Below are 17,079 nucleotides of genomic sequence, written 5' to 3' on the forward strand. Positions count from 1 at the left end.
TATTTAAAATGGTGACTATACGTATTTACCCGCTCTTGAGTCTAAATAACTGCACTTATAGTTGCGCCTGTAATTATTGCAACAAAAACTCATTGTACCTTATGAGTAGTTGCATTATTTATCCTCGTGACATAGAAGCTTCTCCACTTATCTCAACCCACTTTCCACTCAATTTCAACAGCAGCAATAATCATAGATATAAATCATATGGTTATTCAAAACAACTGAATATAAAAAGTGCTAAATTAAACCATTACTTTTAAACTTAATTTTAACTATTGTGAAATAAAACTTAACAAAACCAATAAACTTATATTGGTTTCTGTATATTATTATATACGCGAATAAAATATATTAAAACAAGTGTTTAAACGGTAGGAAAATCCTACGCTACTTTTATAATAAAAATTCGCGAGCAATACTTAAAACAAAGACATTACTGCAATCATTGCAGACATAATTGTTTGTTGATACGTATGCTGAAAAGCGTCTGGCATTTAAGCTGAGAGAATTGAACTACCTGTATTTGCTTCTTATTTTTTGGGTGGTTGTTTGGAAACAGCATATAGTATCATGAAATTATAGAGTTGATATATGTGGATATAGATAAAAAGAGATTTCTAAAATCACTAGGATTTCGGCGAGAAGTTGAGACAGTTGCAAAGTGTATATGTCCGTTATGTGAGGAGAGAGTAGACGAAGACGAATTCCGAAGCGAAGCGTTTGTCAAGGAATTCAAAAGTTCAGGACTGTGCCAGGGATGTCAGGACACGGTTTTTGGATATAAGGTAGCGTGGTGATCGATCAATTACCTATTAAGGTATTGGAAATCCCTGTTTAAGGTGGCAAGCATGGATTTTGATTTACCTCTACCTTTAATTTCTCACAGAAAAAGATTTATATTTTTTTCACAAACTTCTTGTTTTAACTCCTATATTCGCCATTTCTCGTTCGTATTATCTAATTTTATAGTGGTCTTTGATTTAAAATAAATTTCCACAAAAGTTTATTTCTTGTTCATATTATCTAATTTTATAGTGGTCTTTGATTTAAAATAGATTTCCACAAAAGTTTACTTTTGAAGTTTACTTTTAAAGAGTCCATTTTCTTAACTTACTTCAGTTTCTTCAATTGGGCCCATCAATCTTGCCAGCCATTTCGTTTCCTCAAAGCTTTCAAGTATAATCTTCAAAACTATTGTAAGTGGTATCGAAAGCAGCACACCTGCAAGTCCAAACACAAAATTCCAGTAAAGAAGAGCAAGAAACAGGAAAGCAGGAGATAGTTGCAAGCCTCTTCCCATAATGGATGGGAAAAGAACATTTTCTGCAAGTGCGTCCACAATGACGATAATTAAAATGACTGCGATAGCTCCTAAAGGCCCATACTTGAAAAGCGCAAGCATTATGGGAGGAACAGAAGCAATAACCAGACCAATATAGGGAATATAACTTAATAGAAATATGAGGACTCCCCAGAGAATAGCATAGTCGATGCCTCCGATAAAGAGAAGGAGAGCAATTGTAATACCAGTTATAAGGTTTATTTCTGCTCTTATGACAATGAATTTTACCAGCTTTTTGCTAAATTTACTCATCCTCAAGCGGAGTTCGGACTGCTTTCCAATTTCCGAGTCTACTTTTTCAGGAGTATTGGCGGCATCAATTAGCAAAAATGCTGCTGTAACAATAATAATTCCGACTGTTGCTCCAGCATTCACAATTCCATTAACGGTATTTGCCATGAGAGAAATTGTTATCGATACCATACTACGGAGAATCGACTGTATGGAAAATTCTTCATATGAAGGGACATATTTTGCAAGATTATTCACAAGTTCGGTCAACTGAGCTTGATAAATCGGAATCTGACTTCCAAACTGCAATGCTGCTTCAACAACTATTATCCCAAGAACCAGGATAATTAGAGTAAATAGTAAAATTACCAGAATAACACTCAGTACACCTGGAATACCTCTTTGTTTTAGCCAGCGGACAAGCGGAGTAAAGATCAACGCGGTAAACACAGAGAAAAAGACGACTGTAAGTATTGATGCAATTTCCCGCATCCCTATTGTCAAAATAACGGCAGCGGTGCTGTAAAGTAAAATTTTAGCGGGTACTGAATAATCGTTTGAATTTATAATTTCATCCCCCCAATTTTGCTTTCGCAGTTATACATATAGTCGCGCCTGTAATTATTGAAACTATTGAAACAAAAACTCATTGTACCTTATTGAGTAGTTGCATTATTATCCTCGTGACTATAGAAACTCATGCCTGCTTTTTAACTTCTCTAAAAATAACATCTGTCAAATATATCAAATATTACTTGCCTTAGCACAGCCATTTCTTCTAACTCTTCTCAGGCTAGAACTCAGTCCTCATATGCCATTTGATCGAGCGCAGTTGTTGTAATTGTCATAATGAGTGCATTTTGTCCAGGCTCAATTTTCACTCCATAGGCATCCTGATGTTCCATAGGCATCCTGATGTTCCATAGGCATCCTGATGTGAACTCATTTTTTCGAGATTTCTGCAATTTGCTCCCCTTCAACATCAATCCTATACGCATGATCCAGAATATTGCCCCTAATTTCCATTTCAAGGATCACTCTCCTGATCTATTCAGTTTCATCAAGAATCACTTTCCTTATTTATTCAATCTCAATACCTTCACTTGAAGAAACAACTTACTAATCTTATCATAACACAAAGAAAAATAAAAACAAAGAAGGATAATAATATTTCATTTTTTTGCAAGAGAATTAATAATTAAAATCCCAATTACATGTATTCTTTCCAGGATTAAACTTTCCAGGCTTGAACTTTTCAGGCTTGAACTTTTCAGGCTTGAATTTTTTAGGTTTGAACCTTTCAGGTTTGAATTTTACAGATTTGAGATCTCCAGAATCGCTCTTTTAAGGTATTTTCACAAGGCTTTTCTGTAAATCTCGATAATATCTTCTTTTGAAAGCTCTCTGGGATTTGTTCGGCGGCAGACATCCTGCATTGCATGTTCAGCCAGAAGTTCGAGATCTTCTTCCTTTGCTCCAAGCTCTTTTAAGCCGGAAGGAATTCCTATATCCAATGCGAGTTTCCTGATGGCTTCTATAGCCCGGTCTGCGGCTTCTTCATGGCTTAGTCCTTCCACTTTTTCTCCCATTGCCCGGGCAATATCTGCAAAGCGTTCCGGGACGACTTTCTTGTTGTATGCTTCCACATACGGAAGAAGAATCGCATTGCAGACCCCGTGTGGAAGGTTATAAAGTCCTCCTAGCTGGTGCGCCATGGAATGTACATAACCAAGGCTTGCGTTGTTGAAAGCAATACCTGCCAGGTATTCGGCATGTGCCATCATATCCCTGGTCCTCACGTCTTCTCCGTGGGCAACGGCTTCACGTAAATATTTTGAGATAAGTTCTATGGATTTGATAGCAGCTGCATCTGTTGTAGGCGTGGCCATGGTAGAAACGTAAGCTTCAACCGCATGAGTTAAAGCGTCCATACCGGTTGCAGCCGTAAGTGCAGGTGGCATACTGACCATGAGTTCAGGGTCGTTAACTGCAATATAAGGGGTAATGCGCGGGTCGACGATTGCCATTTTGATATGCCGCTTCGTATCCGTAATAATTGTAAAACTCGTCATCTCACTCGCAGTGCCAGCAGTCGTATTTACCGTGATAAGTGGAGGAATTCCTTTTGTAACTTTTCCGACGCCCTCATAATCATTGATTAATCCACCATTATATACTACAATGCCAATTGCCTTTGCGCAGTCCATAGGACTTCCTCCTCCGACAGCGATTATTATATTACAGTCCTCTTTTCTGTAAATATCCGCTCCTTCCATAACTGAAGTATCTGTCGGATTAGGGTCTGCTCCTGGAAAGATTGTGCCTTCCAGGCCTGCGTCTTTAAGAATTTTGTATATGTCCAGTGCAAGCCGTTCTCCATGCTTGCTTTTGCCGGAAACTATAAGGGCTTTTGTAGCTCCCAGATCTTTTGCATGCTTGCCGATTTCTTTTACGCAGCCAGCTCCCATAAGGGCGACTTTCGGGTTCAGATAGGTATATGTTTTGTTTTCGGTCATGATTTATATTCCCCCTGGCAATTCTTTTTAGATACCCTAAACAGATCTTTATAAATTTTTTATTGGAAATTCAATATATTAATGGAAATTATTTTTCTCGGTGACTAATAAAGTTTTGCTCCGGGACATAATTTTTGAAGCCATGAACAAAAGCCATGAGAGCAAAAGGTGTTTTATCCCAAAATTACATTTCTTTCTTAATTTTTCAATTGTAATGATCTGTCGTATACGGGTGATCACCATTTCACTTCAACTTCGAAGTTGTTTCATTGTACAGAATCATTCTACATTACCAAAATGAAGCTTAAATTTACTCAGCATTTAATTTTTTTGTGCCGTCTGTTACTATTCGCGTATTGAACATTCAAATGGTTTTGAATCTGCGAAATCATTTCAGGATAAAAAAGTGATACTAAATTTATAACTGTGTAAATATAAATATAAAGACCCATAAAAAACAGAGAACTAAATACGTATAAAAAAAGAGCCAATAGCTATGGATAAGTTTGTTTTTTTCCAAACGTATAGCTATTTAATAAATCAATCCTAATTAAATATACATGAGTGGGATCAGGCTTGGGGTAGATTGTCTTTCAACATATGAAGAAGGAATAAAAAGAGAGTGGATTATAGGAAACGGACTTGGAGGATATGCTTCCTCTACAGTTATCGGGGTAGACACAAGGACTTACCACGGGCTGCTTGTGGCTGCTCCAGAAAACTCACCAGGAAGGTTTGTACTGCTTTCTTCCCTTGATGAGGAAATTTCTACTGATGAAGAGAGTTATAAACTTGCAGTCCATAAATTTCCAGATACTGTTTCTCCTACGGGCTTCAATTGCCTTTCCGAATACCTTCAAAACCCATTTCCTCTCTGGATTTACCAGCCTGGCGATTTTACCGTGAAGAAAAAAGTCTTCATGATTCATAACAGTAACACGACCTGTATTCTCTATGATATCGAATCCAGAAAAGATGAAGCTTTGCTGAAAGTTTTTCCACTGATAAACTCAAGAGACTTCCATTACACTGCTCGCTCAGGATACCTTTCTTTTTCTCAGAAAGCTCATCCGGAAGGAGTAGAGCTGGAGAGTTCTAATGGTTTTACCTTCTCTCTTTCATCCAATCTTGAATATCATTCTGATCCCAGGTGGTACTATAACCTGGAGTATGATGCTGAAAAGCAAAGAGGGCTTAACTACCAGGAAGATAATTTCAGTCCTGGATATTTCGAAGGCAAGCTCAAACAGGGAATTTCTCGTTTCTTTATCATTGCTTCAACAGACGAGATTCCTTCTCTTAATCTCAGAAAAGTTGATGAACTCTATAAAAGGGCAGTAAACCGCCAGAACTTACTTATTCTCAATTCCAGGCTTACAGATCCTTTTGCCCTTAAACTTCTCAGGGCAACGGACACTTTTACAGTGAAGAATCCTTCTTCAGGTGAAAATACTGTAATTGCAGGATATCACTGGTACTCTGACTGGGGAAGGGATACCATGATATCTCTAACTGGCCTGTACTTAATTCCTTATCGTCATGAAGAAGCCAGGTCCGTTCTCATGAATTTTGCTAAATATTGCAGGAAAGGCTTAATTCCCAACACTTTTCCGTCTTTTGGAGGAGAACCAGTCTATAATACGGTAGACGCTTCTCTCTGGTTTATCCATGCTGTTAGCCGCTATTTTGCATATACAGGCAACTTTCTTTTCCTCGCAGATATCTGGGACACTATAGAGGCTATTATAGATAACTACTGTAAAGGTACGAACTTTGGAATCTGCATGGATTCTGATCATCTTATTCGGCAGGGACCTCAACTAACCTGGATGGACGCTAAAATTGGAGAGCGGGCAGTAACTCCTAGAGTAGGTAAAGCCTGTGAAATTAATGCCCTCTGGTACAATGCCTTGAAAATTGCTTCCAGCCTGGGTACTATTCTTGGAAAAGAGGTCTTTTTATATGAGATGCTTGCAGATGGTGTGGCCTCAAATTTTGAGAGCGTTTTCTGGAACCCGGAAACTAACTGTCTCTTTGACCTTGTATATCAGGATGAAGCCGGAAACGAGGTTAAAGACCCTGCAATTCGCCCCAACCAAATCTTTGCCGTATCTCTTCCTAACACCATGCTCCCCCCTGAGAAAGAAAAAGCGATTGTGGACAGAGTTGAAAAAGATCTTTTGACACCCTTTGGGCTTAGAAGTCTTTCGACTGATAACCCATTATATAAAGGACAGTATCATGGAGATGCATTCACTCGGGACACAGCTTATCATAATGGGACAGCCTGGCCCTGGCTCCTTGGCGCTTATGTGAGAGCTTACCGGAAGGTTCACAATTATTCCGAAAAGAGTCTTGAAGATATGAGGGCTCTTCTGGAAGGCTTTAACACGCATCTTGAAACCGAAGGCTTTGGTACCATTTCCGAAGTTTTTAATGGCGATTATCCTTACTCTCCAGGCGGATGCATAGCTCAGGCCTGGAGCGTTGCAGAAATTTTTAGAGCATATGTAGAGGACGTGCTTGAGATCAGGCCACTCTTAAGCACAATATCCCCAGCAGTCTTAAGCACAATATCCCAGGAAATGGATATGACGAGCCTCTCATTGAGTAAGATGAATGAGAGAACAATATAAGCTGGACAATATAAGCTGGAGGGGAATAATATGAACTGGAAAGACCATGGGGAGCTATTTATACGGTCTAGAAAAAATCCAATACTTACGGTTGAAGATTGGCCTTATCGAGCTAATTCAGTATTTAACCCTGCAGCTGCTATAATTGATGGTAAAATTCTGTTACTGGTCAGGGTTGAGGACCACAGGGGTTTTTCTCACTTTACGGTAGCAAGGAGTGAAAACGGAATTGATGGCTGGGAAATTGACAGTGAGCCAACCTTTTTTCCGGACCCCGTAAATTACCCTGAAGAGATATATGGCGTTGAAGACCCGCGCATAACTTACATCGATGAGATGGGAAAGTGGGCTATAGTATATGTGGCTTTTTCGGATAGTGGTCCCTTGCCAGCCCTTGCCTTTACCGAGGATTTTCGTAATTTTGACCGAGCAGGATCTTTGATGCCTCCAGATAATAAAGACGCTGCTATTTTTCCTGTAAGGTTTAACGGCAAATGGGCTATGTTACACAGGCCTGCACCTACTACTCACACTTTGAAAGCTAATATCTGGATCTCCTTTTCTTACGATATGAAATCCTGGGAAAAACCTGAAGTTCTTCTGTATGCCAGGGAAGGTGGATGGTGGGATGCTTATAAAATCGGTTTATGCCCACAACCGCTCCGTACACCAGAAGGCTGGTTAATTATGTACCATGGAGTACGCCAGACGACCTCGAAAATAAGTTACAGGCTCGGGCTTGCTCTTCTTGATCTTGAAGATCCCACGAAAGTGCTCCGCAGGTCGGAAGGCTGGATTTTCGGGCCTCGTGAGACATACGAACGCAGTGGAGATGTCAATGACGTTGTTTTTCCCTGCGGATGGGTCTTAGTAAACGATAAAATTCGTATTTATTACGGAGCTGCCGATACCTCGGTATCAGTTGCCAGTGCAAAATTTAGTGATATCATGGAGTATATCTGCGGGTGCCCTGGAAAACAGTTCCCTGAAGAATACTGCAGGTGGTTTGCAGAAAATAAGGGAAAGAATATTGATCTGAGAAGAGGATAAATCTGGAACTGGATGATCGTCTACTGAAAACCATAATCCTGTATCTTTAGTTTTAACACTGGTTTGGAAGGAACTTAATGTTTAGCATCCTATCTACTGTGTCTCGTAGCCTATGATCTCTGATTCCTCTATTTTATGACCACAATATTTACATTCATGTGGTTGATAGCAGATGATTTCATAAGGATCTTCAACCTTGTTCAAAGTAGAACCAGGATTTCTTTTCTGACCACCAGGACGTTTAATACTTCCTTTTTGTGAACTCTCTGTTTTAGGCTTCTTTTTGCTGATAACACCATTGGAAGGACGTTTCTTTTTGCCTTGAATCCAATTTAACAAAGACTTTAATTCATTTATCCGTTCTTAAAGCTTAATTACTTTAGATTCTAAAACCTCAATGAACATCTTTAGCTTTGTTTTGAGATTCTAAAGCCTCAATATATGAGACAATAGTATCATGATTCAAGCGGTATTGAGTAAGAATCTCTTTACGTTCTATATACAGCTCTCAAATATTTTTGAGTTTTATATTATATTAATAATAAAATGTTAAATTTATATGAAAAATAACTCCGAAATTGAAGTAGCTGGATAGTTAATCTAAGAATAAAGTTAACATTGATTAGTATTCAAATTTAGGAACTGTTTTAATTTTAAGGTATTATTATTCATTAAATTTTAAGGTATTATCATCCATTAAATTTTAAGATATCTTCATTTATTAAATTTTAAGATATCACCATCCATTAAATTTTTTTTAGAGATTTTTACTGGCCTTTAATGTACTCAAAAGTCCAGAGTGGAATTCCTCCCATTTCTCCCTTTTCAAGATGTTCCATCTCATGAGCTGCACTATATGCCGGCGTACCTTTCAGTTTTATGTGTTTTTTCTTTAATTCCCTGATTGTTATTTTCCTGAGATCAGGGTTTACCTCTGCAAATATGATGTTTTTTGCATGTAGGGTTATTATGTAGGGCCTTTCAACCAGTTCTCTTTCTTCTTTTGTTCCGCATTTTTCCAGCCTTCGGATGACTCCTTCCTCGGCTATGACTTCGGGTTCGATAAAGAAGTATATCTTTTCCAGAGTATAGCCGGTTTTGCTCTCCTCATCATAATAAGTGATCACGTCTTTTACTGCCATGCTTTTTGTTTCTTCAGAGGCATAACTCCAGGAGCCTCCTGATTTTAATGAAAGCAGAAAAGGAAGAAATAGATCTTCTGAAATTCCAAAACTGGAAATCATATGCTTTTCCAGGGCTGAAAATTTGAAGATTGCTTGAATTTCTTCAATGTCCATATTCACTTCCCCTTCTTAAGAATTTGAATCTCGAAGTCGATTTTATTTTTCTTTATAAATTTTCTGAGAATTAAGCTGTATGTTTTGGCAGGTTCTAATTTACTGACTGATACTTTTCCTAACCTTCAAAGATTAAGTCTTTTGAGTTTATGACGAAACACTTTCCGGTTTGAGGAATTTTTTACTTCTCCCAAAAACCGATTTTTTGTTCACAGCTAAACATAGGATGTCTCCGCTATCTCTGCCTGGCAATCTTATCATAATAAATGTACTTAAATATTTAATTATGTCTTCAAAATGTGAGAATTACAACTTATAAATATCTCCGAGTTTTTTGCATTTGATAAGTTGTCAGAGAGAAATAAGCTAATTTTTATACATAATGGAATAACAAATAAGTATATATAGTCAACATTCATACATTTACACTCACTCCATCGGTAAATAAAAAAACAGTTAGAGCTTTGAGTCCTAGATTTGAGTCCTAGATTTGAGTCCTAGACTTGAGTCCTAGACTTGAGTCCTAGATTAAACTGATTTCAAAAATTAATATTTCCTCACGGTTCAGATAATGTTTGATTATTGGAGTATGTTAAACTTTTAAAAGTGAAAAATATGTAATTTCAGAAACGCTCTAAGGAATTTGTTTCAATGACCAATAATAATAGTTCGCTTCAAATACTCTATTTTCTGTTTAGACCACATAGAAAACTGTTAGGCATCTATCTCATAAGTCTTCTAGTTTTCAGCTTTTTGGATGTTCTCAGAGTATTCCTTATCTATCCAATTATTAACTATGGACTCAATATCAATCAGAGTTCTAATTTTCTTGATAGAATTTATCAATCATGTACCTATGGAGATCTTAATCCATTTCTTGTATCTGCTATTGTACTTGCTATTGTAAGTATAATTAGTGCAGGAGTAGAAGTCGGTGTCTCGTATCTTGGAAGTAAGACATTTGCTACTGTAAGGGATACAACTGATCGCCTGGTTTTTAATACCCTGAGAAAACAGCCATATGAATATTTTGCCAGTCATAAGCAGGGTGATATTTTATATATTGGGCAACAAGCAGTAGAGCAAACAGGACTTGCTGTTTTTAACGTTGTAGGCTTTTTTCAGAATCTGTTGCTTTGTTTGTTCTATCTCTCGTTTATTTTTATTTTATCCTTCAAGATCAGTACTTTTATTCTAATTTTTGGAGCCATCTATGTTTTTCTCATGAAAAACGTTATTTTTTCAAGAGTTTACAGACATTCATTAGTTTTAAACCACTCCGCACGCGCAAAATCTGTCATATATAACGAGTTTATTTCAGGAATTAAAACAATATTTATTACTGATTCAATCAATTTCTGGGCCGGGAATTACAATAAGGCAGTAGATAATATTAAAAAAAGTTATGTATTTGCTATGATTCTTCAACGACTGCCAGGCGCAGCAAATAACCTGCTGATCTTTCTAATAATTTCACTTGGTGCTGCAGGGCTTTACTATTTAACTGATGGTCATTTTTTGCCATATATAGGAATATTTGGGACGTTCCTGCTTGCTCTTTACAGGACAATACCTGCCCTAAACGCTTGCCAGTCACAGTTTGGTGTAATAGTACAGCAGTTTCCTGCAATTGAAGCAGTATATAATTTTCTGCAGGAGAAAAATAATATGAATGTTCATTTAAATAACGTGCAGAAGCGAGAATTCCTGTTTCAAAAATCAATCATTTTTAAAAATGTGTTTTTCAGATACAGTGACACTCAAAAATATACCATCAACAACTTGTCGTTTACAATTAAAAAAAGCACAAAAACTGCAATCGTCGGTAATTCTGGTGCTGGAAAAACTACAGTTGCAAATTTATTGGCACTTTTGTACAGGCCAACATCTGGAGAAATCCTTGTCGATGGAGTAAATCTTAACGAATTCAATCATTCTGATTATTTAAAGAGACTCGGATACCTTGGGCAGGAGACGTTTATTTATCACGACTCCATTAAAGAGAATATCCGATTTGGTCTAGACTGCAATGATGAGGAAATCATCGAAGCTGCAAAACTTGCCGATGCTCATGAATTTATTATAGCGACCTCTGAAGGTTACGATACAATTATTGGTGACCAGGGTATCAAACTTTCTGGAGGACAACGGCAACGTATTGCAATTGCACGGATAATCTTGCGAAAACCTGAAATTTTGCTCTTAGATGAGGCAACAAGTTCACTTGATAACATAGCTGAACAGCGCGTAATGGAATCAATTGATAGAATCTCAAAGGATATGACAGTAATAACTATCGCACACCGCTTGTCGACGGTAAAAAATGCGGATGTAATTTATGTGCTAAAAAACGGAGAGATTGTTGAGAGTGGAAAACACGATGAGTTGCTTGAGTTAAAGGGTGAGTACTACAAACTCTATAACAAGGCACCTCTATTTTCAAGCAACTATCTTGATTTATCGACTGAGACCACGTCTTTATAAACAAAGTTCATATATTTATACACAAAACTCCTGCAAAGGCAATGATAAACAAATGTAATATTGGTATTAATAATAAAAAACAAGATTATGCGGCCTTATCCACTGCAAGCAAAGGGAAATATTCGTGCTAGCAATGCCAATTACTGTTTTTTATTTCAAATGTATAATTCTTGGAATAATTTAAAAACTTCTAAAATAGAAAATTATATATTGTCAATCTTGGTACGTTTACACATGTTCCTTCCGGTAGATGAGAAACAATTCAAATTCTGGGTCTTGCACCGTAATGGACTCCCTAACATTAATATTGCAAAACAATTTAGGATCTCGAGGCAGGCGGTCTCAAGAGCGCTCCTCAGTATGGATAAGCGTATTGAAGAAACCCTGCTTGAGATGGCCAGTGCAAACAGGATCGAAGTTGAAAAACTTGACTCAAAGAAAGGGATACTCTTCGGAAGATCAATTCCCTTCAAAGTCAACGCAATAATTTTTGTTTCGGCAAAACATGGGATGCAGGTCTGGTATGAACACGAAGGAGAATGCGGATCTTGTGAAAGATACAGGGAATGCATTGAACTGCTCTGGGACTTTGCAGAGGAAATGAATCTCAAACTTCAGAGTACGGAAGATCCAACAAAATTAGCTGACGAATTATTTCGAAAATTAAAGAAATTAGTAGAACAGACCTGAATTCTGAAAGGAAAATGAGGTGTAGCCTTGGCTTACTATTTCAAGCTTGACTCAATTAACTCTCCATTAATGCACTCCCCAACATTTCTTACTAGCTTAGGTTCATGGCATAAATGGAGAGTAAAGTTGATGTTGATTTACGGCTTTTGTTTGACAGCTTTCCTATGTTTGACAGCTTTCCTATGTTTGACAGCCTTCCTGTATTGCCTTAAAGATGTTTACCGGGAAAATAACAATAACAAGAGTGTGCTTATCAATAGACTTTACATACCAGAGATATACATTGCAAGGACGGGAGCGTAGTATGACTATCACTCTCGAATATGTAAAAAAATTAATGGGCTGGTGCCCTAACACAGGAGCATTTGAAGGGCGACAATACTCTGATATCGGAAAAATTGAGCTGGATACTCTGGATGACATAAGGGGAAGGAATGGAGATTTAAGGTCAGAACCTAAAAAAACTTCTTTTATTACCAATATACTAAAACTCGTATCTGGAAATATCACTGCACAGATCCTGAGCATAATTTTTGTATTTTTAGCCGTTAAAATTTATAATCCTGAATATATCGGAATTTCTCATCTTATTCTTTCAATCTCAAGCATACTGATGATCTTCTCTACTTTTTCATATCAATTTGCTATCATGTTGCCGAAAACAGAGGAAGATTCTGCAAACCTTGCTTGCCTCTGTACAATACTGGTAACTCTTACATCTTTAATAACAGCTTTAATATTGCTGTTTTTCCCAAAATATGTTGATTATTTACTTAATTCCCCGGAAATCTCAAATTATTTAATTTACATTCCAGCAATAATATTTTTTAACGGCATTTTTCTCACGCAGAACTACTGGCTTTCAAGAAAGACCAGTTTTGGAGTCATAGCTGGGTCCAAAGTGATAAATTCTGTTTCAACCGGAGTACTCCAGTTAGCTATCCCTATATGGAATGTCTCTCCGTTAGGCTTGATAGTCGGATATATTGTGGGATATGGAAATGCAGACTTTTTCATGCTGAAAGATATAAGGGAAGATTTAAGGATCTTCAAAAAAGTTTCACTGAAAAGAGTAAAAGAGATAGCTATTCAATATAAAGATTTTCCATTATTTAATTCCTCATCTACACTTACAAACACTATTTCATTACAGATACCGACTATTTTGCTTGGACATTATTATGGAACAAGTATTGTAGGATATTTTTTTCTTGCAAATCAAATATTAAATATTCCATTGGGATTTTTAGGAGCAGCTATAGAGCAGGTCTTTTTCCAGAAAATTAGTGCAGTGAAAAATGGGAATGAGTCTGGAGGTATGAAAGATATAGTTGAAGAGGTTTACAAAAAGCTAATTTTAATAGGAGTATTCCCTACGTTACTCTTTCTGATTCTAGGAAAAGAGATATTTACGTTTATTTATGGAGAGAGCTGGTACATTTCAGGGATATATATAAAAATCCTTGTTCCATGGATATTTCTTGTCTTCATATCCCAACCGATTTCATCTCTCTACATGGTGTTTGATAAGCAAGGAGTCTGGTTTACATTCAGTATAACTCTATTAATCTCAAGAGTCATAGCACTGGTTATAGGAGGAACTTATGGAAGTCCCGAGTTTGCCCTTGGCCTGTTCAGTTTTACAGGAGTTTTGTTCTGGATCTGGAACAATTCATATTTACTGAACCTCGCAGGAATTAACAAAATAAAAAGCGCTAAAATCTTTCTTAAGTGTGTGACAATTAGCATCATCGTTTTGCTACCGTTAATTTTGCTTAAAGTGTTCTCTGTAAGTTTTTATATAATTCTCCTCGCAGTAGTACTTATGACGCCTATCTACTATGGTATAACCCTCCATGATGACCCGACATTTAAGAGAATGTTCTCGGCCTTACTTTGTGGTGTAAAGAATAAAATCTGAAAGGAAATTTAATTTCGTTAAGGAACTTGTAAAAAGGCATTCGAAAACAAAAACTATTCATTTGTCCATGTACAATCTCAACGCTCACAAAGAAAATATTCACAAAGAAAAGTCGCTTGAATAAACTTTCGGAAACGAAAAAGCAGAAATAGGCACTTTGGTTCATAAAATGGGCTTCCGGACTAAAAAAGAAGCGGGCATGAATGTAATATCAACTGGAAGTTTATTCGAAAAGTTGCTGATGAAAAAATGTCAAAATATTGTGCACCATAAATAAATTGCCAGGAAATAGTGTGCATTGATTCCAAATTATGAGAAATAAAACTGGACTTTGAAATCAACGCTGGTTAATGAGTTTTTTATAAAAGAATCACGGATGGACATGGATAAACACGAATTGAAACATCTGTGTTCATCTGTGTTTATCCGTGGCTTATTGAGGATATATGGAATTGCAATACTAAAAGTGACTTTTTGATAAAGGTACACTTTACTCATTTATTACCCTTGTTGTTGAATGAACGTCCACAGCTACCGCTTTATACGTTTAAGGGCTCGCATGTAAAGGCAAACTACAACATAAAATCTGGAGAAGAGGGATCTGAACAAATTTCAAAAGATTTAGGAACCCTTGCTAGGAGTTACTTTGATTACTCCGCCTCCGCTGGTATTATTTCCAGCTTGAATGGCCTCCAGAATACGTTCCTTCTTTCTTTGGGTACTACTCACAATCTTAGTTACGTTTTCTGTTTCAGTTGCATTTTCTACTTCGGTAACTACTTCAGCAGAAGTTATTTCTGTAACAGGAGTTTCTTCTACAGCCTCGGTTGCGGTTACACCTTCCTGAACCGGAGTTACAGCTTCAGTTTCAGTTACTGCTTCAGCCTCGGTTACTGCCTGGACTTCGGTTGCAGCCTCTTTTGGAGTTTCCGTTTCATTTGGAGCTTGCTGACCAGCGCATCCGATGGCTAGGAATACACCGAAAAATACTATCAAAATAATAAATGATTTTTTCATATTTTCCCCCACTTATAATTATGTCGTTATTAATTGATACTTTATAATTGATATCTGGATTTTATAACAATTCCTACTAGATTCTGAACATAATTCATCACATGAGATTAAAGATAGCTATATACCACAGATATTTCAGTTATATACCACAGATATTTCCCCTTTATTATGTTTTTTGAATGTAGGTAAGATCCGAATTCTTTAGATTCTGTTCAATTTCCCTAAGTTATAATACTGGGAATTCCAATATTGTTAAATGACTTTTAGATGACTTTTTGGGGGGAAGTCATGAAAATAAAATCCGTTAATCCTTACACTGAAGAAGTAAACTGGACATATGACTCATTTTCTTTCGAAGAATGTGAGTCCATGATTGAAAATTCTAGGGCTGCTTTTTCCGGGTGGAGTTCATTGTCTGTTGAAGAAAGAACAAAATACTTTTCAAGGGCTGAAAAGGTCATCAGGCAGAATACCGAAATTTATGCCGAAATTATTACGAAAGAGATGGGAAAACCTATCAGGCAGTCAAGAGATGAGATTGAAGAATGCGCCTGCCTCTGTGATTACTATGCGGAAAACGCTGCAAAGTTCCTTAAAGACGAATTTGTAGATATCGGAGCTGAAAAAAGTTACGTAACCTTTGAGCCTCTTGGAGTAATTTTCGGGATAATGCCCTGGAATTTGCCGTTCTGGCATGTTTTCAGGTTTGCAGTGCCTACAATGTGTGCGGGAAACGTATGCGTAATCAAGCATTCTTCGAATGTGCCTGCTTCGGCGCTGGAAATTGAAAAAATATTCCTTGAGGCCGGATTTCCTGAAAATGTTTTCAATACCCTGTTGATTGACTCAAAAACTGCAATGGAAATTATTGAAGAAGAGCTGGTAGATGGGATTTCGCTTACTGGCAACATAGATGCAGGTTCGGAGATAGGGGAACTTGCAGGGAGCCTGGTAAAGCCTCTCGTACTTGAACTGGGAGGTTCGGATCCTTTCATAGTACTTGAAGACGCTGATCTCGAGAGAGCTGTGAAGGTTGCTGCAGAGTCCAGTTTTTTGAATACCGGACAGAGCCATATTGCTGCCAAGCGATTTATTGTCTTGGAAGCTATCGCTGTGGACTTTATCGAGGCATTTGAGCTTGAAATTCAAGAACTGAAAATCGGGGACCCTATGGATGAAGAAACCGATATTGGACCTCTTGCAAAGAAAGAATTTCTTGATAGTCTTGAAAGAGTCCTGAAAGACGTAAAAAAGAAAGGTGCAGAACCTCACGTTTACGGAGAGGAGCAGAGTAAGGGTTTTTTCTTCAGGCCGACCCTCATTCCTGCAGCCAGTAACGATATGAAGGTTTGCAATGTAGAGGTTTTCGGGCCCATTGCCTCTGTGATCACGGTAAAAGACGAAGATGAGGCTGTCAAAGTTGCAAACTCCACTGAGTTAGGGCTTGGAGCTGAAATATGGTCCAGAGACCTTGAAAGAGCTCAGAGGCTGGCAAAAAGAATAAAATCCGGATTTGTAGCCATTAATGGAATGGTCAAACCCGATCTAAGGCTACCTTTTGGAGGAGTAAAAAAATCCGGAATCGGACGAGAGCTTTCTCATTATGGGCTTAAGGAATTTGTAAACATAAAGACGGTTGTGGTCAACAAGTAAGTCTAAATAACTGATAATTGATTGAAGTTTTTATTGAATAGTGGTCAACAAGTGAGTCTAAAGAACTGATAATTGATTGAAGTTTTTATTGAATAAACCTTATCCAGAATTTACCCAGGGAATTTGTTTAAGCTTGGCAATCTGTTTAATTCTCAGGTGGTGGACTTCCCGCTTAGAGTTAAATATTGTTCTTGGAATCAATCTACGAATAAGGAGTGAAAATAAAGAGTAAAAATAA

Annotated in this window: 12 protein-coding genes and 1 pseudogene; 8 read left to right on the forward strand and 5 right to left on the reverse strand. The window is 37.4% G+C overall.

The features are described 5' to 3' along the window. Positions 1 to 1,108 precede the first annotated feature (1,108 nt). Together A9239_RS15665 and A9239_RS15670 are read right to left on the reverse strand one after the other, a co-directional pair. Positions 1,109 to 2,173: an AI-2E family transporter gene (locus A9239_RS15665; protein ID WP_255361965.1), complete on the reverse strand. Its 1,065-nt coding sequence runs from the start codon at positions 2,171 to 2,173 to the stop codon at positions 1,109 to 1,111. A 203-nt stretch (positions 2,174 to 2,376) separates the two neighbouring features. Further along, the gene (locus tag A9239_RS15670; RefSeq protein ID WP_048117712.1) at positions 2,377 to 2,607 is read right to left on the reverse strand and encodes a hypothetical protein; all 231 of its coding nucleotides are present in this window, start codon (positions 2,605 to 2,607) and stop codon (positions 2,377 to 2,379) included. 215 nt (positions 2,608 to 2,822) lie between these two features. Between A9239_RS15670 and A9239_RS21020 the strand changes: the two genes are divergently transcribed. Then, positions 2,823 to 2,924 carry a hypothetical protein gene (locus A9239_RS21020; RefSeq protein WP_394298155.1) on the forward strand — a complete coding sequence of 34 codons (102 nt, stop codon included), beginning with the start codon at positions 2,823 to 2,825 and terminating at the stop codon, positions 2,922 to 2,924. A gap of 7 nt (positions 2,925 to 2,931) precedes the next feature. On the opposite strand, the gene A9239_RS15675 is transcribed toward A9239_RS21020, so the two are convergent. Next, the gene (locus A9239_RS15675; protein WP_048117709.1) at positions 2,932 to 4,092 is read right to left on the reverse strand and encodes an iron-containing alcohol dehydrogenase; all 1,161 of its coding nucleotides are present in this window, start codon (positions 4,090 to 4,092) and stop codon (positions 2,932 to 2,934) included. A 560-nt stretch (positions 4,093 to 4,652) separates the two neighbouring features. On the opposite strand from A9239_RS15675, the gene A9239_RS15680 reads away from it, so the two are divergent. Together A9239_RS15680 and A9239_RS15685 are read left to right on the forward strand one after the other, a co-directional pair. Further along, complete coding sequence (locus tag A9239_RS15680) at positions 4,653 to 6,728, forward strand: amylo-alpha-1,6-glucosidase (protein WP_080941460.1); 2,076 nt, start codon at positions 4,653 to 4,655, stop codon at positions 6,726 to 6,728. 30 nt (positions 6,729 to 6,758) lie between these two features. Further along, a complete protein-coding gene (locus A9239_RS15685) occupies positions 6,759 to 7,778 on the forward strand; it encodes a glycosidase (protein WP_048117706.1) in 1,020 nt (339 codons plus the stop codon). 767 nt (positions 7,779 to 8,545) lie between these two features. Here the strand turns inward: A9239_RS15685 and A9239_RS15695 are convergent. After that, positions 8,546 to 9,076 (reverse strand): RimK/LysX family protein, encoded by a 531-nt coding sequence (locus A9239_RS15695; RefSeq protein WP_048117700.1) that lies wholly within the window; start codon positions 9,074 to 9,076, stop codon positions 8,546 to 8,548. Between the two features lie 753 nt (positions 9,077 to 9,829). Here A9239_RS15695 and A9239_RS15700 point away from each other — a divergent pair. From A9239_RS15700 to A9239_RS20980, 4 genes and pseudogenes are all read left to right on the forward strand, one after another. Next, on the forward strand, positions 9,830 to 11,560 hold the full coding sequence (locus A9239_RS15700) for an ABC transporter ATP-binding protein (protein WP_230629174.1): 1,731 nt from the start codon (positions 9,830 to 9,832) through the stop codon (positions 11,558 to 11,560). Between the two features lie 234 nt (positions 11,561 to 11,794). Further along, on the forward strand, positions 11,795 to 12,250 hold the full coding sequence (locus A9239_RS15705; RefSeq protein WP_048117694.1) for a hypothetical protein: 456 nt from the start codon (positions 11,795 to 11,797) through the stop codon (positions 12,248 to 12,250). A gap of 214 nt (positions 12,251 to 12,464) precedes the next feature. Further along, on the forward strand, positions 12,465 to 14,171 hold the full coding sequence (locus tag A9239_RS15710) for a lipopolysaccharide biosynthesis protein (RefSeq protein ID WP_230669122.1): 1,707 nt from the start codon (positions 12,465 to 12,467) through the stop codon (positions 14,169 to 14,171). Positions 14,172 to 14,316: 145 nt separating this feature from the next. Further along, positions 14,317 to 14,444, forward strand: a pseudogene (locus tag A9239_RS20980) (IS630 family transposase); the annotation flags it as partial. Positions 14,445 to 14,792: 348 nt separating this feature from the next. Here A9239_RS20980 and A9239_RS15715 read toward each other — a convergent pair. Then, positions 14,793 to 15,188, reverse strand: coding sequence for a hypothetical protein (locus tag A9239_RS15715; protein ID WP_048117691.1), 396 nt, complete (start codon positions 15,186 to 15,188; stop codon positions 14,793 to 14,795). A gap of 288 nt (positions 15,189 to 15,476) precedes the next feature. Here A9239_RS15715 and A9239_RS15720 point away from each other — a divergent pair, with 288 nt between their 5' ends. Continuing rightward, positions 15,477 to 16,841 carry an NAD-dependent succinate-semialdehyde dehydrogenase gene (locus tag A9239_RS15720; RefSeq protein ID WP_048117688.1) on the forward strand — a complete coding sequence of 455 codons (1,365 nt, stop codon included), beginning with the start codon at positions 15,477 to 15,479 and terminating at the stop codon, positions 16,839 to 16,841. The last annotated feature ends 238 nt before the right edge of the window (positions 16,842 to 17,079 follow it).

The organism is Methanosarcina sp. A14 (assembly GCF_001729375.1).
Taxonomy (GTDB): domain Archaea; phylum Halobacteriota; class Methanosarcinia; order Methanosarcinales; family Methanosarcinaceae; genus Methanosarcina; species Methanosarcina barkeri.